An 18,444-nucleotide genomic window follows, 5' to 3' on the forward strand; every position below is an offset into this window, starting at 1 on the left:
TGTCGCTCAATTCTTCGGCGGCACGACGACCGTCCCCGTGGCGGACACGGCGACGATCGGCGTCTCGAGAACCATCGCCGACGACCCGCCGGTCCCCCGGCACACCACCCGCGACTCGAACGCGATCTTCCGCGACCGGGTGCCCATGTGCACGACCGTCGCCGTGACCTCCAGGACGTCGCCGGCCTGCACGGGCGCCTTGAACTGCACGTCGTCGTACGAGGCGAACAGTCCCTCGTCCCCGTCGAGCTGAATGCACACCTCGGTCGCCACATCGCCGAACAACCCCAGCGAGTACGCGCCGTCGACCAGGTTCCCGGCGTAGTGGGCGTGCGAGTACGGCACGTACCGGCGATGCGTGACAGTGATCAATTCTGGCTCCCGACTAGCGCGTGAACGAGATACGAGGCAACCTCGCGCGGGGTCGTACCCCGCCCGAAGATCCGGTCGACGCCGAGCTCGGCCGCCATCAGCTCGTCGAAGCGCGGGCCGCCCACGATCAGCAGCGGCCGCTTCCCGGCCGGCAGCGCCTCACGGAACGCCGCCGACATGGCCCGGGTGTTCTGCAGGTGCGCGTCGCGCTGGGTGACGACCTGCGACACCAGCACCGCGTCGGCCTTCTGCGCGCGGGCCGTCTCGACCAGGTCGGGCACCGACACCTGAGCGCCCATGTTGGTCACCGACAGCTCCCGGTAGTACTCCAGGCCCTTCTCCCCCGCGATCCCCTTGACGTTGAGGATCGCGTCGATGCCCACGGTGTGCGCGTCGGTGCCGATGCAGGCGCCCACCACGTTGAGCCGCCGCCGCATCCGCCGCTTGATGACGGCGTTGACCTCCTTGGCGCTCAGCAGCGGGAAGTCCCGCTCGACGACCTGCACCTGATCGGTGTCGACCAGATGATTGACCCGCCCGTAGACCACGAAGAACGTGAACCCGTCGCCCATCGGCTTGGCGTGCACCAGCAGCGCCGGATCCATCCCCATCTTGTTGGCCAACTGCACGGCGGCCCCTTCGGCCCGCTTGTCATGCGGCACGGGCAGCGTGAACGACAGCTGCACCATCCCGTCCCCGGTGGTGTCCCCATAGGGCCGAACGATGCTCATGCCTCCAACGCCTCCGTCACCGGGTTGTAGTAGTCCTCGGCGTGCTGGGCGACGCCGTCGAGGCCCTTGCCGCGGTCGGCGGGGCGCTTCATGATGCCGAAGGTGCCGTCGGCGATAGCCGTGAGCAGGGTGTCGTTCTCGATGCGGCGCAGCAGGTCGATGGCCTCGCCGAGGACGGCGTGGGCGCGCTGCTGGATGAAGCCGCCCGGGGCGGGGAGGAAGTCCTCGTGCAGGTTCCCGGCGCCGGTCAGGACGTAGCGCACGTTCTGCAGGGCGATGTCGCGGTCGGACAGCCACGGGGTGACCACCGCCTCGGTCATCATGCCGACCAGCAGGATGCCCTGTCCGGTCAGGGCGCCGACCAGGTTGAAGAAACCGTCCAGCAGGTTGCCGCGGAACACGTCGCCGGTCATGTGCTTGGTCGGCGGCATCCACTTCAGCGGGGCGTCCGGGAACAGCTCGCGGGCCAGCAGCGCGTGCGCCAGCTCCAGGCGGAACGACTCCGGCAGCTCCGGATTGATCTCGAACGCGTGCCCGAGGCCGAGCTGCCAGTTCTGCAGGCCGGCCTCGTGCGCGAAGAACTCGTTGAGCAGCTGCGACACCGTCACCGTGTGGGCCGCCTCGACCGCGTCGGCCGTGGTCAGGTAGTTGTCCTCGCCGGTGTTGATGATGATGCCGGCGCGGGCGTGGACCTGGCGGCTGAACCGCTGGTCGACGAAGGTGCGGATCGGGTTGATGTCGCGGAACAGGATCCCGTACATCGAGTCGTTGAGCATCATGTCGAGCCGTTCCAGGCCGGCCAGCGCGGCGATCTCCGGCATGCACAGCCCGGACGCGTAGTTGGTCAGCCGCACGTACCGGCCCAGCTCCCTGGACGTCTCGTCCAGGGCCGCCCGCATCAGCCGGAAGTTCTCCTGCGTCGCGTACGTGCCGGCGAAGCCCTCCCGGGTGGCGCCCTCCGGCACGTAGTCCAGCAGCGACTGCCCGGTCGAGCGGATCACCGCGATCACGTCGGCGCCGGCCCGCGCGGCCGCCTGGGCCTGCGGAATGTCCTCCAGGATGTCCCCGGTGGCGACGATCAGATAGATCCACGGGCGCTGCTCGGGGTCCCCGTACCGCTTGATCAGGCGGTCGCGTTCGGCCCGGCGCCGGTCGATGGTCTTCAGGCCGTCGTTGGTCGCCCTTCTGGCGGCCCGGCGGGCCGCGGTGGCTTCCGCTTTCCTGGTGGGTACGCCGAAGCGTACGGCCCCCGCGGCGGCCTTCTGCGCGAGCACCGTGATGTCGTCGACGCCGGTGGCGCGCATCGCGTGGAACACCGGCACGGCCACCCCGTGCTCGAGCCCCACGTCCGCGCGCACCGCGTCGACCAGCCGGTTCACCCAGGGGATGCCGTCCGAGTCGGCCCCGCGCACCCCGGCCAGGCGCAGCACCGCCCGCTCCACCGACACCGTCGTGTGCGAGCGCGCGAGGTCGACCACGGGCTGACCCGCCCGCGCCGCGAGCGCGCGCGCCTCACGCACCACCCGCGGATCCAGATCCAGCTTCCCCGCCATCCTCTTATCCCTTTTCGTAGATCGTCTCGCCGTGCAGAACAGTGCGCCGGCACACGGGCGAGCTGGTCAGAACCGGCAGCCCTTCCCGTACGCCGTCCGGGGTGTCCCAGACCGCGAACGTGGCCGACGCGCCCGGCGCCAGCACACCCACCCCGTCCACCCCGGCCGCCCGCCAGCCGCCGCGCGACGACGCCGCGAACGCCGCCCGCACACTCATCCGGTAGACCGGGTTGTGCGGGGCGACCGCCGCCCGCACCATCGCCCACGGGTCCAGCGCGGTCACCGGCGAGTCGGAGCCGAACGCCAGCAGCACCCCGGTCGCGTGCATCGCGCCGATCGGGTTCGACGCCATCGCCCGCTCCACGCCCAGACGCTGCGCGTACATCTTGTCGGGGCCGCCCCACAGCGCGTCGAAGACCGGCTGCACCGAGGCGATCACCCCGAACTCGACCATCCGCGCGATCATCGCCTTGTCGATCAGCTCGACGTGCTCGATCCGGTGCCGGCCCTCGCGCAGCGCGTCCACGCCGACCCGCTTGGCGGCCATCGCGAAGCCCTCCAGCACGGTCTCGATGGCGGCGTCGCCGATCGCGTGGAAGCCGCCCTGCACCCCGGCCCGCACACAGTCGATCAGATGCTCGGCCGCCTGCTCGGCGGTCAGGAACGCCTCACCGTGCCCGTGGTCGCCGTCCAGGAAGGGCTCACGGACCGAGGCCGTACGCGAGCCGAGCGCCCCGTCCGCGTACAGGTCACCGGCCGCGCCGACCGCGCCCAGGTCCCGGGCCTTCTCGGCGGCGCCGAGCTCGCCCCAGTAGCCGAACACCTTCGGCAGGCCGGCCGACGACAGCGCCAGGACCGACTGGAAGTCCTGTTCGCTGGACGTGCCGGGGCCGCCGCACTCGTGCACCGCGGCGATACCCTTCGAGGCCGCCAGCTCCAGGGCGGCCCGCTGCGCCCGCGTGCGCTGGGCCGGGGTCAGCGAGCCGAGCGCCACCGCCCGTACGGCGTGGTGGGCCTGCTCCCGCACCCAGCCGGAAGCGTCGAACCCGGGCCCTTTCTCGGCCGCCGCGAGAAGCGACGTGCTCGCCAGGGCGGAATGCACCGACGCCTGCGACAGGTAGACGCGGCGGCCGCCGGCCGCCCGCTCGAGCTCGTCCGCGGTCGGCGGCGTCTGCTCGGCGCCCCAGGTCGACTCGTCCCAGCCGTGCCCGTGCACGACCGCGTCGGCGGCCCGGGTCTTGGCGAACGCGGCCACCGCGTCCACCAGCTCGCCCGCCGAACGGACCGGCGACAGGTCGAGGCCTTCGGCGGCCAGGCCCGTGTCCGTGGCGTGCAGGTGAGAGTCCACGAACGCGGGCGTGACCAGGGCGTTGCCGAGATCCACGGTCTGGTCGGCGCGGGGGGCGTCGTCCTTCGCGCCGAGCCAGGCGATCTTGCCGTCGCGGACCAGCAAGGCGGTGGCCTTCGGGTCAGCCGGTGAGTAGAGGCGGCCGTTGGTGTAGAGGACCTCAGTCATGGGGGCTAGTCTCCCGCGACGCGGGCCTCGAAGAGGGACCGGACCGCCGGAACGCGGCGCAGCAGATCGACCGCGAACGCGGCGTGCCCGGGCACGTAGCCGTTGCCGATCAGCATCGTCACGTCCGCGGCCAGGCCTTCCGCGCCCAGCGCGGCCGCCGGGAAGCTCGTCGCCATCGAGAAGAAGATCACCGTGCCGCCCTCGGCCGTGGCGAGGATCGCACCGTGCTCGCATCCCGGCACGTCGACGCAGACCACCGTGACCGTGGCCTCCTCGCCCAGCGCTTCCCTGACCTTCCGCGCGACCTCGACCGGATTCCGGGCGTCGGCGATCATGGCGACGTCCGCGATGTCCTCGAGGCTCGCCCGCTCTTCATCGTTACGGACAATTCCGACAGTACGGGCCCCGGCGAGCCGGGCCGCGGTCAGCGCCAGGGAACCGCTCTTACCGGCGCCGCCGAGCACGGCCACCGTCGGGTTGTCCGGATATCGACGAACAACGCGGTCGGTCAGCGCCGGGGCACCGCACACGTCGTACACCGCCAAAGCCAACTCGGGCGCGAGATCATCCGGCAGCACACCGACGATCGAGCGGCCGAAAAGGATCGCCGTGCCCTCGGCCGGCACCTGCTCACTGAGCCCGTCCCAGTTCGTGAGGCCATCGGTGATCGTCAGCGGGGTCAGCGTCAGGGACACCAGCGTCGCGACCCGGTCCCCCGGCTTCACGCCCAGCGGCGACTCGGGGCCGACCGCGTCGACCACGCCGATCAGCATGCCGCCCGAACCGGTCACCGGGTTGTGCATCTTCCCGCGCGTCCCGACGATCTCCAGCACCTCGGCCCGCACCTTCGCGCCGTCACCGCCGTGCTTCTCCGACAACTGCCGGAAACTCGCCGCGTCCAGATTCAGCCGCTCCACCCGCACCCGAACCTCGTCCGCACCGACCTCCGGACGGGCGTCCAAGCGCCACGCCGCCTGCGGCAGAACACCCTCGGGAGCCAGCACCCGATCGAGCCCCACAGACCCCATCACACCCACCCAACGTAAAAATCAAGGAACCCGGCACGTATCCATACCGTAAATCCTCCGGCCATGCCTTCACTAGACCGAAAATCATCCGGTACGTTGAGGCGGTCCGAACGATCGATCAGGAGGCACCGTTGGACGTCCAGCCTTATCTCTATGAGCGCCGCCCCCTGATCGAACCGGACTGGACCCGGTTCCCCGGCTGGCGCGACGTCACCGCCGCCCAATGGGAATCCGCCCAATGGCAGCGGGTCAACTGCGTCAAGAACATCAAGCAGCTCCGCGCCGTCATGGGCGACAAGCTCGACGAACGCTTCTACACCGACCTCGAAACCGACCAGCAGCGCCTGGCCACCATGTCCATGCTGGTGCCGCCCCAGATGCTCAACACCATGGTGCCCACCGGCGAGGTCACCACCGACGCGTTCTACGCCGACCCGATCCGCCGCTACATGATCCCGGTCGCCACCGACCGCCACCTCGACTGGCCGTCACACCCGCACGCCACCCGCGACAGCCTCCACGAGCACGACATGTGGGTCGCCGAGGGCCTCACCCACCGCTACCCCACCAAGGTCCTGGCCGAACTCCTGTCGACCTGCCCGCAGTACTGCGGCCACTGCACCCGCATGGACCTCGTCGGCAACAGCACCCCGACGGTCGACAAACTCAAGCTCACCCTCAAGCCGGTCGACCGCTACCAGGCCCACCTCGACTACCTCAAAGCCCACCCGGGCGTACGCGACGTGGTCGTCAGCGGCGGCGACGTCGCCAACGTCCCCTGGAAGCAGCTCGAGACGTACCTCATGGGCCTGCTCTCGGTCCCCACCGTCCGCGACATCCGCCTCGCCACCAAAGCGCTGATGGGCCTGCCCCAGCACTGGCTGCAGGACGACGTCGTCGAAGGCCTGCACCGCGTCGCCATCACCGCCCAGCGCCGCGGCGTCAACCTGGCCGTGCACACCCACGTCAACCACGTGAACTCGCTGACCCCGCTCGTCGCCCGCGCCGCCCAGACACTCCTGGAAGTCGGCGTCCGCGACGTCCGCAACCAAGGCGTCCTCATGCGCGGCGTCAACGCCACCACGGCCGACCTGCTCGACCTCTGCTTCGCCCTGCAAGGCGAGGCCGGCATCCTGCCGTACTACTTCTACATGTGCGACATGATCCCGCACGCCGAACACTGGCGCGTCCCCGTCTGGCACGCCCAGCAACTCCAGCACGACATGATGGGCTACCTGCCCGGCTACGCCACCCCGCGCATCGTCTGCGACGTGCCGTTCGTCGGCAAACGCTGGGTGCACATGGTGTCCGAGTACGACCGCGACCACGGCATCTCGTACTGGACGAAGAACTACCGCACCTCCATCGAACAGGACGACAGCGAAGCCCTGTCGAAGCTCTACGCCTACTACGACCCGATCGACACGCTCCCCGAGTCCGGCCAGGACTGGTGGCGCAAACAGCAGGCCAACGAAACAGCGTGAAAAGGCAACGGCCCCCGGGGATCTCCCCGGGGGCCGTCCTCCTTCGGAACCCACAGCAAGCTGCGGTCCCGCGTCTCCATCAGCTCACTTGAAGGCGTCGCGGACATCCTTGCCGGCGTCCTTCACGTGCTCGCCCGCCTGCTTGGCGTGCGCCGCCGTCTCTTGAGCCTCGCCCTCGGCGGTGAGCCGCTCGTTGTCGGTGGCCCGCCCCACGGCCTGCTTGGCCTTGCCGGTCAGCTCCTCGGCCTCATTCTTGACCTTATCGGTGAAGCTCATCGTTCAACCTCCGTGGTAGTGCGGTTCTGCCCCAAACGTGCCCACCCCGCGCATTTTCGAAACAGCGGCCCCACCACCCGCGTCGCCGTCGGCGTCGGGTTCGGCCGCTCCGCCGTCGGTCCCACACCCCAGCCGGCATAGCTGTCCCACGGGCTGGCTCCCCCGACTCGGACGGCTTCGCAACCGGCTCTGTCGGCGCATCCACAGCGAGCAGCGCCGAAGCCGCCCGGCCGGCTTCGCAACCCGGTCTTTCCAGCGCATCCCCCGCGGTCCCCGCCCCGTCCGAGCTGAGCAATCCGCGCACGCCACCCATGCCATCCGTGACCGAATCAAGGACGTCGTTGATTCCTTTTTGGGTTGGCCGTGACTCGCGGGCTTGCCGTGTCGCGACGCACAGCGCGTAAGGCATCCTAGGATACTGTGATAGATAAGATCCCTTTGTGACTGATCGCGCCGCGCACGCCCAATCGTTCGGTCCCGTCGCTGACATCTATGAGCGGGGCCGGCCCTCGTACCCGCAAGCCGCTCTTGACTGGCTCCTGCCCGCCGGGCAGCCGCGCGTGATCGACCTCGGGGCCGGCACGGGGAAACTGACCCGTCAGGTGCTCGAACGCGGGCTGCCGGTCTCGGCGGTCGACCCGTCCGAGGGAATGCTCGAGCAGCTGCGCAAGTCGGTTCCGGGGGTTCCGGCGTTGCTGGGCAGCGCCGAGCGGATCCCGCTGCCGGACGGCTCGGCCGACGTCGTGCTGGTCGCCCAGGCCTGGCACTGGGTGGACCCTGCCAAGGCCGCGCCCGAGGTGGCCCGCGTCCTCTCCCCCGGCGGCCGTCTCGGCCTGCTGTGGAACCTGCGCGACGAGCGCACCGACTGGGTCCGCCGCCTCGGCGAGATCATCAACAGCCCGGAGAGCGACCGCGACACCACGATCGGCGCCCCCTTCGGCCCGGTCGAGATCGAACGGTTCGAATGGACCGAGCTGATCGGCCCCGAACGTCTCATCGACATGGTCGCCTCGCGCAGCTACGTGATCCTGCTCGCCCCGGACGAGCGCGCCGCCCTGCTCAGCGAGGTCCGCAAGCTGATCGCGACCCACCCCGAGCTGGTCGGCCGGACCGAGTTCCAGCTGCCGTACATCACCGAATGCGCCCGCGCCTGCCTGACGCCGGCATGAGGCTGCGCCCGGCGGTCCGCGCCCTCCTGCTGACCGGCGACGAGCAGATCCTGCTCTGCCGCCACGCCATGCCCGGCCGGGCGGTGTGGGCCATGCCCGGCGGAAAGGTCGAGCCTGGCGAGACCCTGCTCGAGGCGCTGCGCCGCGAGCTGCGGGAAGAGGTCGGCTACACCCTCGACACGACGCCGCCGCACGTGTGGCACCGCGAGGTCGTCGACCCGGCCTACATCGCCGGTTACGACGGCGCGATCCAGGACTATTTCCTCGTACGCACGCCGAGGTTCACACCGCGCGGCACCTTCTCCGACGCCCAACTGGCCGCCGAGAACATCACCGAACTGCGCTGGTGGACCCTTCCCGAGATCACCTCCTACCGCGGCCCCGACCTGTTCGGCCCCGGCGGACTCGTCACGCCGTTGGCCGCCCTGCTCACCAACGGCGTACCCGACCAGCCGATCATCCTCGACCTGTGATCCCCCGGCCGAGCGCCGTCGTGCCGGACAGGATTAGGGGTCATTCCTGATCCGCGAGCCCGTGGGGATCGAGAAGCATCGAGGCATGCATACGCTTCTCGCTCTCGTCATGGTGGCCGCCGGGCCGGTTCCGGTGGCCACCACTGGATTGGACTGGCAACCGTGCGGTACGGAGAAGGGCGTCTCCTGCGCCACGCTGACCGTTCCCGTCGACTGGGCGCGGCCGCGCGGGGCGACCATCGGAATAGCAATCGCGAAACGGGAGGCGACCGACCAGGCGCACAAAGTGGGCACCCTCGTTTTCGGGCCGGGCGGGCCCGGTGACTCCGGCGTCGACCGGGTGGTCGACAACGCGGGCCGGTTCCGGGATCTGCGGGCGCGGTTCGACATCGTCAGTTTCGACCCCCGCGGGGTGGGCGGCAGTTCGGCGATGACCTGTGACCCCGTACTGATGCAAGCCGCCCCTGACCCTGTCCTGACCTCGGCGAAGCAGTTCCAGGAAACGCTGCGCCACAACCGGGAATTGTGGGCGGACTGCGAACGGCGGACCGGGCCGGTGTGGCGGCACGCGGACACGCTGAGCACGGTGCGGGATGTGGAGGCGCTGCGCAAGGCGCTCGGGGAGCGGCAATTGACGTTCCACGGCAGCTCGTACGGGACCCTGCTGGGCCAGGAATACGCGTCCCGTTATCCGGGCCGGGTGCGGGCGATGGTGCTGGAAAGCGTCACCGACCACAGCAGCCGTGACACGGCGTCGTTCCTGAGCGCGCAGGCCTGGGCCTTCGAGGACGCGTTCGACGACTTCATCGCCACCTGCCCGGAGTGCGCCGAACCGTGGCAGCGGCTGTACGCCGATCCGGGACGAGGCGGAATGACGCGGTTCGATCTGATCGCGATAACGCACAAGCTTCTCAAGGACGGGGAGTACGAGAGACTGGCCGCCCTCATCAAGTCAGGGCAGGGTCAGCACGTACGCCTGGACGTTGTCATTCCGGCGTTCTGTGCCGACTGGTCGCTGCCGGTGCATTCGTACGCCGACTATCGGCGCATTCTGCGGCAGGCCGAACGGGTCGCGCCGGACACCCATTTCCCGGCGCAAGCGTTCGCGCTGACCATGTGCCTCGGGTGGCCGCACGTCACGAATCCGCAGCACGATCTCGACGTACGGACCCGGGTGCCGCTTCTGCTGCTCAATTCGCGGCACGATCCGGCCACCGGGATCAACTGGGCGCGGAATGTGGAAAGGCAACTCGGTTCGCGCGGCGTGCTGGTCACGTACGAGGGAACCGGGCACGGGTCGTACTCGCTCAGCGCCTGCATGCGCGAGATCGCCGACGACTACCTCGTCGACGTGACGGTGCCGGCCCGCGGCATCAGCTGTCCGCGGTGACGTCGGGCACCGACGGGGCGATGCGGGGCGGGCGATTCTCGTACGGCGTGGAAAGCACCACCGTGGTCCGGGTGGTGACGTTCGCGGCGGTGCGGATCTCCTGGAGCAGGCGTTCCAGATCGGCGGGGCTGCCCACCCGTACCAGAAGCATGTAGAAGTCCTCCCCCGCCACCGAGTAGCAGGAGTCGATCTCGGGCAGGTGCGCCAGCCGCTCGGGCGCGTCGTCGGGCTGCGACGGGTCGAACGGCCGGATGGCCACGAACGCGGTCAGCGGCAGTTCCAGGGCCTCGTACGAGACCTTGGCCGTGTAGCCCGAGATCACGCCCCGCTGCTCGAGGCGCCGCACCCGCTGGTGCACCGCCGACACGCTCAGCCCCACCCGCTCGGCCAGATCGGTGTACGACAGGCGGCCGTCGGCGGTCAGGGCGCTCACGATCGCCCGGTCGATCTCTTCCACGGCCGCCACCCTACCGAACGGCCGGTTCCAGCAGCGACAACGTCCGCTCCCCGGCGTCGAGGGCGGCGCGGACGCCGATCGGCACCGGAAGATTCGGCCCGGCGTGGCCGATGTCGACGTTGCCCAGCACCGGGATGTCGCGATCGCCGAGCACGTCCCGAACGATCTCGGCCAGACCCGGCTCGCCGGGTGTGCCGAGCCCGCCGATCTCCCGCGGCACGCCCACGACCATCCCGGCGATCCGGTCGAGGACGCCGCTGTGCCGCAGCACGTGCAGATAGGTCCAGACGTAGGCGGCCAGGCCGCCCATCTCCTCCCAGAACAGGATGGCGCCGTCGAACCGCTCGAGCGGCACGGCGAAGGGCGTGGCCTGCACCAGCGCGACGCGATTGATCACGCCACCGATCAGCGGGCCCTCGGCTCGCCCGGGCCGCCAGCACTCCCACGACGGGCTCGCGGGCAGGAGGCCGGCCGCCTCGGTGGAGGTCAGCAACCTCGAGTACAGCGCCTCGAGTTCCGCCCGGCGCGGCGCCGGGGCGGCCGGCCAGCACCCGCCGAAGCCGGGCACCGCCATGTCGGCGTGAAATCCGGCCAGGCCGGTACGCGCGTACAGGGCGAGATGCAGCAGGGAGATGTCGCTGTAGCCGAGAACCGGTTTCGGGTCGGCCCGGACCGCGTCGAAGTCGATCAGGTCGAGGTAGCCGAAGACGGTCTGGCCGCCGTCACTCGCCACGATCGCCCGAACCTCGGGATCACGCAGGAGCCGGTTGAACTCGGCGGCGATCTCCGCCGGGGTCGCGGCACTCCACCAGCGGTGCCGGCCGGCTTCGAGCAGAGGCGCCCGGCGTACGCGGAAGCCCATCCGTTCGAACAGCGCCACCGTCCGCTCGACGTTGACCTCGTAGGCGGCGGGCAGCGGCCCGGACAGCGCCGCGACGACGACGAGGTCACCCGCCCGCAGCGCGCGGGGCCGGAGCGGCTTCAAAGTCATCGGCGCAGTATCGAACCCGCTGACGCCGAGGGCTACTCATTTCCATCGGGCCGGCCGGCCATGGTCGCGGCCCAGCGGCGGAGCCCGGAGTCCGGCGCGGTGGCGGCGTACCGGCGAAACTGCTCCCGGGCCTCGATCCGGCGGATCCCGGCGGTGATCGCCGGCGGCCGGTACCAGGGCAGGTCCGGGCTGACCGGCCAGTCGCCGGCGACGGCGCCGCCGTCCGCCGGTGACTCGAGGGCGGCCTTCACGAGATCGTCCGGCGTCATGGGCCGGACACTATTGCATCCGGTACCCCGGTACAGGCTTACGGTCGTGCCATGTCCTTCGTCGTTCCGGATGCCTGCACACTGCCGACGGCCGAGCAGCCCCCGCGACTGGCCGAGTTCGACAGGTTGTTCACGACCGCGCTCCGCGAGGTGACCCGATCGGACGCCACCCACGCGCGGCTGCGCCTGGCCGGGCCGGCGGCGCCGGTTCGCGACCTGGCCGCCCGCGAGACCGCGTGCTGTTCCTTCTTCACCTTCACCGTCACCACCGGCCCGGGCGACGACGTGTTCCTGGACGTGGAAGTCCCGGAGCTCCACGCCGGGGTGCTGACCGCGCTGATCGGGGCCGTTCGGTGACGGGCGCTCTGCGGAGCGGGGAGGTGGCCGAGCGGGCCGGCCTCAACGTTCAGACGCTGCGGTACTACGAGCGGCGGGGGCTGCTGGCGGAGCCGGCACGGTCGAACGGTGGGCACCGGCTCTATCCGGACGGGACGGTGGCGCTGCTCCGGGTGATCAAGGCGGCGCAGCGGCTCGGGTTCAGCCTGGATGAGGTGGCCGGGCTTCTCGACGGCGGGCACCGGCGCCCGGCGCCGGATCTGCGGCAGCGGGCGGCCGGCAAGATGGCGGAGATCGACCGGAGGATCGCCGAACTCGCGGCGGTTCGAGCGACTCTGGCCGAGGTCATCGAGGCCCGCTGCGACAGCCTGACCGACTGCACGGGCGCCGGCTGCCCGCTGCCGGATCTCACCGGCGAACCGTCCGCGACGACAGAGGCGACGAGGTAGGCCGGTACCCTGCCGCCGTGCGGTTCGAATCGGGGCAGACCATCGTCAGGAGCTATCTGCGCGGGTCGTGGCGTACGTGGGCTCAGGCCATGCGGGTCGTCGCGGACGACGATGACGGGCTGGTGCTGTGGCAGCCGGTGGGCGCGGACTTCGCGACCATTGTGGACGCCGACGGGAAGACCGGGCACGACCTCAGCCCGGCCCGGATGCGGGAGCCCCGGCTGGTTTCCCGGCGGTGGGAACACGTCGACCTGCTGATGCTGATGCGTCCGGGGGCGGCGCACTCGGTGTGGTGGATGTTCGCCGACGGGGTCTTCGACGGGTGGTACGTCAATCTGGAGGCGCCCTACGCCCGGGTGGACGGTGGCGTGGTCACCACCGACTCCGTGCTCGACATCGTCGTCACGGCGGGTCGTGACTGGCGGTGGAAGGACGCCGCGGAGTTCGACGGGCACATCGGGGATCCGCTCTACTACGACCGGGCGGGGGCCGCCGCGATCCGGGCCGAGGGTGACCGGGTGGTCAAGCTGATCGAGGCCGGGGACTTCCCGTTCGACGGCACGCACACGGGCTTTCGGGCCGGATCCGGCTGGGACACGCCGCGGTTTCCGGAGGGGGTCCGGTGACGGGCTTCGCCGAGGGCAACCGGGCCGGCTGGAATCTCATCGCGCCCCGGCGGGACGGGATCGCCGTCGAGCGGTTTCGGGCCGGTGAGGTCACTCTCGCCGATTTCGAGCGGGAGCTGGCCGGGGACGTCACGGGGCGGCGGGTGGTTCAGCTTGCTTGCTCGTACGGGGACCTCACCGCCTTCGCCCGCATGGTCGCGGCGCGGCTGCGGCCGGGTGGGGCCGTGCTGCTGTGCGACCACCATCCGGCGTGGGAGGTTCTGGCCGTCCGGGAGCCGGGGCGGCTGGCGGTGGCCGGTGACTACTTCGGGCGCGGGCGCCCCAACCGGCAGCAGGACGACGCGAAACGGCCCGAGGGGGCACGTGGGCAGGCCGGCGCGCCCGAGTTGTCGATGTTCGTGTGGCCGGTCAGTGACGTCGTGATGGCGCTGACCGGGGCCGGGTTGCGGCTGGACGCTTTCCGGGAGGCCCCCGAGCCGGCGCTGTACGCGGGACTCGGGGACACGGCCGGGGCGCTGCCCGCCTACTACGTGATCAAGGCGAGTAAGCACTGATTGGACAGTGAGACGCGGCAGCAGGCCGTACCCCGCTCGCGGCTCGCGTCCGTGGACCGGGGAGCGGACCGCTAATTCCGTACCCCATGGGTCAAGGAGCGACTGATGACCAGGCGCTGGATCTGATTGGTGCCCTCGACGATCTGCAGCACCTTCGCCTCGCGGAACCAGCGCTCGGCCGGGTGGTCGGCGACGTAGCCGGCGCCGCCGAGGACCTGCACGGCGTCGGTGGTGACGCGCATGGCGGTGTCGGTGGCGAACAGCTTGGCCTTGGCCGCCTCGATGGAGAACGGGCGCCCGGCGTCCTTGAGGCGGGCCGCGTTCAGCAGCAGGGCGCGGGCGGCCGAGATCTGGGTGGCCATGTCGGCCAGCATGAAGCCGACGCCCTGGAAGTCGCCGATGGGCCGGCCGAACTGGACGCGCTCGCGGGCGTAGGACGAGGCGTAGTCGAGGGCGGCCTGGGCGAGCCCGACGGCGCAGGCGGCGATGCCGAGCCGGCCGGCGTCGAGGGCCTCCATGGCGATGGTGAATCCGGTGCCCTCGGCGCCGATGAGGCGGTCGGCGTCGGCGTGGCAGCCGTCGAGGACGATCTGGGCCGGGGCGGAGGAGCGCAGGCCCATGGTGCGCTCGGGCTTCTGCGGGTGCAGGCCGGGGGCGCCGGCGTCGACCAGCACGCAGGAGATGCCCTTGGCGCCGGGGCCGCCGGTGCGGCAGAAGACGTTGTAGAAGTCGGCCTGGCCGGCGTGGGTGATCCAGGCCTTGGTGCCGTCGAGACGCCAGCCGTCGCCGTCGCGGGTCGCCTTCGTGGTCAGGTTGGCCGCGTCGGAGCCGCCCTGGGGCTCGGACAGGCAGTACGCGCCGAGCAGCTCGCCGCCGAGCAGGTCGGGCAGCATCTTGCGCTGGCGTTCGCTGCCGTGCGCGTACACCGGGTAGGAGGCGAGGGTGTGCACGCTGACCGACTCGGCGATGGCCAGCCAGGAGCCGGCCAGGATCTCCAGGACCTGAAGATAGACCTCGTACGGCTGACCGGCGCCACCCACGTCCTCGGGGTAGGGCAGGCCGAGCAGGCCGGAGCGGCCGAGCGTGCGCAGCACGTCGCGGGGGAACTCGCCGCGGGCCTCGAAGCCGGCCGCCTTTCCGGCCAGCTCGCGGGTGGCGAGCTCGCGGGTCAGGTCGAGCAGGTCGTGGGCCTCGGGCGTGGGCAGGAGCCGGTCTACCGTCACATCCGCCAGCTTAACTAACGTTAACTAAGGTTCGCGATACCCTATTGTGGCCTCGTGAAGCCTCTGCTCGCGGTCGACGCTCCCAGCCTCTACTTTCGCGCCTTCCACGGCATCCCGGAGAAAGCCGCGCGGACCGGCGCCGGCGAGCCGGTGAACGCGATCCGCGGCTTCCTCGACATGCTGGCCCAGCTGATCCGCACGCGGCACCCCGATCGGGTGGTGTGCGCGCTCGACGCGAGCTGGCGGCCGGCCTGGCGGGTGGCGCTCGTGCCGTCCTACAAGAAGCACCGGGTCGCGCACGGCGACGTCGAGGAGGTCCCGGCCTCGCTCGAGCGGCAGATCCCGATCCTGCTGGAGACCTTGGCCGCGGTGGGCATTCCCGCTTTCGGCGTCGAGGGGTACGAGGCGGACGACGTGCTGGGCACCCTCGCGGCCACCCAGCCGGCCCCGGTGGAGGTCGTGTCGGGCGACCGTGACCTCTTCCAGCTCGTTGACGATTCACGTGAAACGCGGCTTTTGTACTGCGGGCGCGGCGTGGCCAAGCTCGAGGACGCCGACAACGCCCTGGTGGAGCGCAAGTACGGCGTGCCCGCCCGCTGGTACGCCGACTTCGCGGCCATGCGCGGCGACCCGAGCGACGGCCTGCCCGGCGTGCCCGGCGTCGGCGAGAAGACAGCGGCCCGCCTGATCAACCGCTACGGCGGCGTGACCGAAATCCTGGCCGCCCTCGAGGACCCCGGCGCGGGATTCGCGCCGGGCCTCAAGACCAAGCTGGCCGCCGCCCGCGACTACCTCGACAAGGCGCTGCCGGTCTGCAAGGTCGCCCTCGATGTGAAACTGCCCGACTTCGACCCGGCCATGCCCCGCGCCCCGAAGGACCCGGACGCGCTGCTGGCCCTGGCCGAACGCTGGAACCTCGCGGGCTCGGCCCGCCGCCTGGTCGACGCCCTGGCCGCGGGCTGAGGCTCGCCGCGGGGCCGGCGAGTCTCAGTCGTGGGCGGCCGCCGCGTGGCGGCCGGGCTCGTGACGGCCGTGCTCGGACTGCTTGCGGCGCGAGGACAGCACGTCGGTGAGCGCGGCGGCCAGCGCGACCACCACGAAGGCGACGGTGAGCCACAGGGCGCCGCGGAAGGCCGAGCCCCAGTCGCCGCGACTGTCCGCGAGCCGGGCGAAGAACAGGCTGCCGACGGCCGCGATGCCCATGGCCGTGCCGATCCGCTGGCCGGTCTGCAGCACCGCGCCGGCGCTGCCCGCGCGGGCCACCGGGACCTCGGACAGCGACAGGTTCTGGTTGGGGCTGATCACCAGGCCGCTGCCCAGGCCGGCGATCAGCAGCGGCACGGCGGCCGCCGCTCCCCCGCCGCCGCCCTCGACCAGAGTCAGCGCCAGGTCGGTGGCGGCCAGCCCGGCCACCACCATGACCAGCCCCAGCACCACCAGCTGCCGGCCGTAGCGGTTGACGAAGCGGCCGGAGACCGCCGCGCCCACGGCCGAGCCGAGCGCGAACGGGGTCACGGCCAGACCGGCCAGCAGCGCGCTGTAGCCGAGGCCGCTCTGCAGGTACAGCGTGTAGATGAAGAAGATGGTGGTGAAGCCCGCGAAGTACAGCAGGCCGATAAGCGCGCCCAGCCCGTACGACCGGACCTTGAACAGCCCCAGCTCGACCAGCGCCGTGCTCCGCCGGCCGAACCGGCGCTCCCAGGCCACGAACACGGTCAGCACGAGCACGCCGGCCACCGCGAGCAGCCACTTGGCGCTGCCGTGCCACTCGCGCTCCTGCACCAGGGGCAACAGCAGCAACAGCACGCCCACGCCGAGCAGGACGACACCGACCGGGTCGAGGCTTTCGTGGCGCTTGCCGGATGTGCGGGCGGGGATCCAGAGGCGGCCCAGGATCACCGCGACGACGCCGATCGGGATGTTCAGGTAGAAGATCCAGCGCCAGCCCTCGGACTCGCCGATGCCGGCGATGAGCAGGCCGCCCAGCAGCGGGCCGACCGCCGTGGAGATGCCGACCGTCGCCCCGAACAGGCCGAACGGGCGGGCCCGCTCCTTCGGCTCGAACATCTCCTGGATCAGGCCGGTGATCTGCGGGGTCATCACGCCGGCGGCGGCGCCCTGCACGAGCCGGGCGACGATCAGCCACAGCGCGCTGGTGGCCAGGCCGGCGGCCGCGCTGGCCAGCGTGAAGCCGACCAGGCCGGCGATGAAGACGTTACGGCGGCCGCGGGCGTCGCCGAACCGGCCGGCCGGCACCAGCAGCAGGCCGAAGGTGAGGGCGTAACCGGACAGGACCCACTGCAGCTCACCGGAGCTCAGGTGCAGCTCGTCGCGGATCGAGGGCAGGGCGACGTTGACGATGCTGACGTCGAGCAGGGTCATGAAGCCGGCGACGAGGGCTACGGCTAACGCGCGCCAGCGCTGGGGATCCGATGTCACCGGTTCACCTTTCCCTTCTGGAAAGGGCCATAACCGTGGATCTAGTGTGTCTCCCATGACGTCGTTCGCAGTGGTCGGGTCCGGGTGGCGGGCCGAGATGTTCTGGCGGCTGGCGGCCGCGCTGCCCGGCGTCGAGTGCGTCGGCGCGGTCGTGCGCACCCCTCGCGACCTGCCCGTTCCCACCTTCGGGACGCTGGACGAGATCCGGCCCGACTTCGTGGTCACGGCCGTGCCGTGGGCGGCCAACCCGGACGTGATCCTGCAGGCCGTCCAGCGCGGCCTGCCGGTGCTGGCCGAGACGCCGCCGGCGCCGGACGCGGCCAAGCTGCACGCGCTGTGGCAGCTCACCGGCGACACCGGCCTCGTGCAGGTGGCCGAACAGTACCTGCTCGTGCCGGCCCACGCGGCCCGGCTGGCGGCGGTCCAGGCGGGGCTGATCGGCGAGCCGACCCAGGTGCAGGTCTCCTCGACGCACATGTACCACGCGGTGTCGCTGATCCGCGGCTACCTCGGCCAGGGCCGGGGTCCGGTGACCGTGCGGGCCTCGCGGACCCGGGCGCCGCTGGTCGACCCGCTCACCCGCGACGGCTGGACCGACGACGAGATTGCGAAAGAGGCCACCACGACCATCGCCACCCTCGACTTCGGGGACGGGCGGTCCGGGCTGTACGACTTCACCGGCAACCAGTGGCACAACCAGCTCCGGTTCCGCCGGATCCTGGTCCGCGGCACCCACGGCGAACTGCGCGACGACGAGATCGTCCGGCTCGCCGGGCCGCGCACCATCGTGCGTACGCCCCTGGTCCGCCGCCAGACCGGCTACGACCTGGACCTCGACGACTTCGACACCGACACGATCACGTTCGGCGAACGGGTGCTGTTCCGCAATCCGTTCCCCGGCCGGCGCTTCAACGACGAGGAGATCGCCATCGCCACCCTGCTCCAGCGGATGGCCGCCTGGGTGCGCGGGGAGGGCCGGCCGCCGTACCCGCTGGCCGACGGGGCCTACGACCACCTGGTCGCGCTGGCGATCGAGGAGGCGGCGGACAGTGGTGAGACGGTGACCGTTGACGCCCCGCCGTGGAATTAAGCTAAATCATCGCCCAAG

General features: G+C 71.1%; 21 protein-coding genes. 10 read left to right on the forward strand and 11 right to left on the reverse strand.

The window, feature by feature from the left end; genetic code table 11:
• Nucleotides 1-6: 6 nt before the first annotated feature.
• The 5 genes from AB0C26_RS20685 to AB0C26_RS20705 are packed head-to-tail and all read right to left on the reverse strand — an operon-like array spanning nt 7 to nt 5,200.
• The gene (locus AB0C26_RS20685; RefSeq protein WP_360249457.1) at nt 7-372 is read right to left on the reverse strand and encodes a hotdog domain-containing protein; all 366 of its coding nucleotides are present in this window, start codon (nt 370-372) and stop codon (nt 7-9) included.
• Entirely contained in the window at nt 369-1,103 is a 735-nt protein-coding gene (locus AB0C26_RS20690; protein WP_360249460.1) for an OAM dimerization domain-containing protein, read from the reverse strand. The genes AB0C26_RS20685 and AB0C26_RS20690 overlap by 4 nt, the downstream gene beginning before the upstream one ends.
• The gene (locus AB0C26_RS20695; protein WP_360249463.1) at nt 1,100-2,656 is read right to left on the reverse strand and encodes a lysine 5,6-aminomutase subunit alpha; all 1,557 of its coding nucleotides are present in this window, start codon (nt 2,654-2,656) and stop codon (nt 1,100-1,102) included. Before AB0C26_RS20695 ends, AB0C26_RS20690 begins: the two co-directional genes overlap by 4 nt.
• 4 nt (nt 2,657-2,660) lie before the next feature.
• Nucleotides 2,661-4,172 (reverse strand): amidohydrolase, encoded by a 1,512-nt coding sequence (locus tag AB0C26_RS20700; protein WP_360249466.1) that lies wholly within the window; start codon nt 4,170-4,172, stop codon nt 2,661-2,663.
• Nucleotides 4,173-4,177: 5 nt separating this feature from the next.
• Nucleotides 4,178-5,200, reverse strand: coding sequence for an L-erythro-3,5-diaminohexanoate dehydrogenase (locus AB0C26_RS20705; protein WP_360249469.1), 1,023 nt, complete (start codon nt 5,198-5,200; stop codon nt 4,178-4,180).
• A 131-nt stretch (nt 5,201-5,331) separates the two neighbouring features.
• Here AB0C26_RS20705 and AB0C26_RS20710 point away from each other — a divergent pair, with 131 nt between their 5' ends.
• The gene (locus AB0C26_RS20710; protein WP_360249472.1) at nt 5,332-6,684 is read left to right on the forward strand and encodes a lysine 2,3-aminomutase; all 1,353 of its coding nucleotides are present in this window, start codon (nt 5,332-5,334) and stop codon (nt 6,682-6,684) included.
• A gap of 84 nt (nt 6,685-6,768) precedes the next feature.
• Here the strand turns inward: AB0C26_RS20710 and AB0C26_RS20715 are convergent, their stop codons facing one another.
• Nucleotides 6,769-6,960: a CsbD family protein gene (locus AB0C26_RS20715; protein ID WP_360249475.1), complete on the reverse strand. Its 192-nt coding sequence runs from the start codon at nt 6,958-6,960 to the stop codon at nt 6,769-6,771.
• A 440-nt stretch (nt 6,961-7,400) separates the two neighbouring features.
• On the opposite strand from AB0C26_RS20715, the gene AB0C26_RS20720 reads away from it, so the two are divergent.
• From AB0C26_RS20720 to AB0C26_RS20730, 3 genes are all read left to right on the forward strand, one after another.
• Nucleotides 7,401-8,129, forward strand: coding sequence for a class I SAM-dependent methyltransferase (locus AB0C26_RS20720; protein WP_360249478.1), 729 nt, complete (start codon nt 7,401-7,403; stop codon nt 8,127-8,129).
• A complete protein-coding gene (locus AB0C26_RS20725) occupies nt 8,126-8,602 on the forward strand; it encodes an NUDIX domain-containing protein (protein WP_360249481.1) in 477 nt (158 codons plus the stop codon). Before AB0C26_RS20720 ends, AB0C26_RS20725 begins: the two co-directional genes overlap by 4 nt.
• A gap of 85 nt (nt 8,603-8,687) precedes the next feature.
• The gene (locus AB0C26_RS20730; RefSeq protein ID WP_360249484.1) at nt 8,688-9,992 is read left to right on the forward strand and encodes an alpha/beta hydrolase; all 1,305 of its coding nucleotides are present in this window, start codon (nt 8,688-8,690) and stop codon (nt 9,990-9,992) included.
• On the opposite strand, the gene AB0C26_RS20735 is transcribed toward AB0C26_RS20730, so the two are convergent.
• Genes AB0C26_RS20735 through AB0C26_RS20745 form a run of 3 tightly spaced genes read right to left on the reverse strand, consistent with a single transcriptional unit; the run spans nt 9,976 to nt 11,709 of the window.
• Entirely contained in the window at nt 9,976-10,449 is a 474-nt protein-coding gene (locus AB0C26_RS20735) for an Lrp/AsnC family transcriptional regulator (protein WP_360249487.1), read from the reverse strand. The genes AB0C26_RS20730 and AB0C26_RS20735 overlap by 17 nt on opposite strands.
• A 10-nt stretch (nt 10,450-10,459) precedes the next feature.
• On the reverse strand, nt 10,460-11,440 hold the full coding sequence (locus AB0C26_RS20740; RefSeq protein ID WP_360249490.1) for a S66 peptidase family protein: 981 nt from the start codon (nt 11,438-11,440) through the stop codon (nt 10,460-10,462).
• Between the two features lie 32 nt (nt 11,441-11,472).
• Nucleotides 11,473-11,709, reverse strand: a complete 237-nt coding sequence (locus tag AB0C26_RS20745) for a hypothetical protein (RefSeq protein ID WP_360249493.1) — start codon at nt 11,707-11,709, stop codon at nt 11,473-11,475.
• A gap of 51 nt (nt 11,710-11,760) precedes the next feature.
• On the opposite strand from AB0C26_RS20745, the gene AB0C26_RS20750 reads away from it, so the two are divergent.
• Genes AB0C26_RS20750 through AB0C26_RS20765 form a run of 4 tightly spaced genes read left to right on the forward strand, consistent with a single transcriptional unit; the run spans nt 11,761 to nt 13,674 of the window.
• The gene (locus AB0C26_RS20750) at nt 11,761-12,066 is read left to right on the forward strand and encodes a hypothetical protein (protein WP_360249496.1); all 306 of its coding nucleotides are present in this window, start codon (nt 11,761-11,763) and stop codon (nt 12,064-12,066) included.
• Nucleotides 12,063-12,494 (forward strand): MerR family transcriptional regulator, encoded by a 432-nt coding sequence (locus tag AB0C26_RS20755; RefSeq protein ID WP_360249499.1) that lies wholly within the window; start codon nt 12,063-12,065, stop codon nt 12,492-12,494. The genes AB0C26_RS20750 and AB0C26_RS20755 overlap by 4 nt, the downstream gene beginning before the upstream one ends.
• A 17-nt stretch (nt 12,495-12,511) precedes the next feature.
• On the forward strand, nt 12,512-13,120 hold the full coding sequence (locus AB0C26_RS20760; RefSeq protein ID WP_360249502.1) for a DUF402 domain-containing protein: 609 nt from the start codon (nt 12,512-12,514) through the stop codon (nt 13,118-13,120).
• Nucleotides 13,117-13,674, forward strand: a complete 558-nt coding sequence (locus AB0C26_RS20765; protein ID WP_360249505.1) for a hypothetical protein — start codon at nt 13,117-13,119, stop codon at nt 13,672-13,674. Before AB0C26_RS20760 ends, AB0C26_RS20765 begins: the two co-directional genes overlap by 4 nt.
• A 71-nt stretch (nt 13,675-13,745) precedes the next feature.
• Here AB0C26_RS20765 and AB0C26_RS20770 read toward each other — a convergent pair whose 3' ends face one another.
• Nucleotides 13,746-14,897 (reverse strand): acyl-CoA dehydrogenase family protein, encoded by a 1,152-nt coding sequence (locus AB0C26_RS20770; protein ID WP_360249508.1) that lies wholly within the window; start codon nt 14,895-14,897, stop codon nt 13,746-13,748.
• 54 nt (nt 14,898-14,951) lie between these two features.
• Between AB0C26_RS20770 and AB0C26_RS20775 the strand changes: the two genes are divergently transcribed.
• On the forward strand, nt 14,952-15,860 hold the full coding sequence (locus tag AB0C26_RS20775; protein WP_360249511.1) for a 5'-3' exonuclease: 909 nt from the start codon (nt 14,952-14,954) through the stop codon (nt 15,858-15,860).
• 24 nt (nt 15,861-15,884) lie between these two features.
• Here AB0C26_RS20775 and AB0C26_RS20780 read toward each other — a convergent pair whose 3' ends face one another.
• Entirely contained in the window at nt 15,885-17,336 is a 1,452-nt protein-coding gene (locus tag AB0C26_RS20780) for an MFS transporter (RefSeq protein ID WP_360249514.1), read from the reverse strand.
• Nucleotides 17,337-17,391: 55 nt separating this feature from the next.
• On the opposite strand from AB0C26_RS20780, the gene AB0C26_RS20785 reads away from it, so the two are divergent.
• Complete coding sequence (locus tag AB0C26_RS20785) at nt 17,392-18,426, forward strand: gfo/Idh/MocA family oxidoreductase (protein ID WP_360249517.1); 1,035 nt, start codon at nt 17,392-17,394, stop codon at nt 18,424-18,426.
• Nucleotides 18,427-18,444: the final 18 nt, after the last annotated feature.

The sequence above is a fragment of the Actinoplanes sp. NPDC048796 genome (genome assembly GCF_040650035.1).
GTDB lineage: Bacteria > Actinomycetota > Actinomycetes > Mycobacteriales > Micromonosporaceae > Actinoplanes.

What these genes read in the sequence shown, in the direction of transcription:
- AB0C26_RS20740 (WP_360249490.1), bottom strand. Translation starts at nt 11,440, where the DNA reads ATGACTTTGAAGCCGCTCCGGCCCCGCGCGCTGCGGGCGGGTGACCTC.
- AB0C26_RS20750 (WP_360249496.1), top strand. Translation starts at nt 11,761, where the DNA reads ATGTCCTTCGTCGTTCCGGATGCCTGCACACTGCCGACGGCCGAGCAG.
- AB0C26_RS20785 (WP_360249517.1), top strand. Translation starts at nt 17,392, where the DNA reads ATGACGTCGTTCGCAGTGGTCGGGTCCGGGTGGCGGGCCGAGATGTTC.
- AB0C26_RS20745 (WP_360249493.1), bottom strand. Translation starts at nt 11,709, where the DNA reads ATGACGCCGGACGATCTCGTGAAGGCCGCCCTCGAGTCACCGGCGGAC.
- AB0C26_RS20700 (WP_360249466.1), bottom strand. Translation starts at nt 4,172, where the DNA reads ATGACTGAGGTCCTCTACACCAACGGCCGCCTCTACTCACCGGCTGAC.
- AB0C26_RS20715 (WP_360249475.1), bottom strand. Translation starts at nt 6,960, where the DNA reads ATGAGCTTCACCGATAAGGTCAAGAATGAGGCCGAGGAGCTGACCGGC.
- AB0C26_RS20730 (WP_360249484.1), top strand. Translation starts at nt 8,688, where the DNA reads ATGCATACGCTTCTCGCTCTCGTCATGGTGGCCGCCGGGCCGGTTCCG.
- AB0C26_RS20690 (WP_360249460.1), bottom strand. Translation starts at nt 1,103, where the DNA reads ATGAGCATCGTTCGGCCCTATGGGGACACCACCGGGGACGGGATGGTG.
- AB0C26_RS20695 (WP_360249463.1), bottom strand. Translation starts at nt 2,656, where the DNA reads ATGGCGGGGAAGCTGGATCTGGATCCGCGGGTGGTGCGTGAGGCGCGC.
- AB0C26_RS20725 (WP_360249481.1), top strand. Translation starts at nt 8,126, where the DNA reads ATGAGGCTGCGCCCGGCGGTCCGCGCCCTCCTGCTGACCGGCGACGAG.
- AB0C26_RS20705 (WP_360249469.1), bottom strand. Translation starts at nt 5,200, where the DNA reads ATGGGGTCTGTGGGGCTCGATCGGGTGCTGGCTCCCGAGGGTGTTCTG.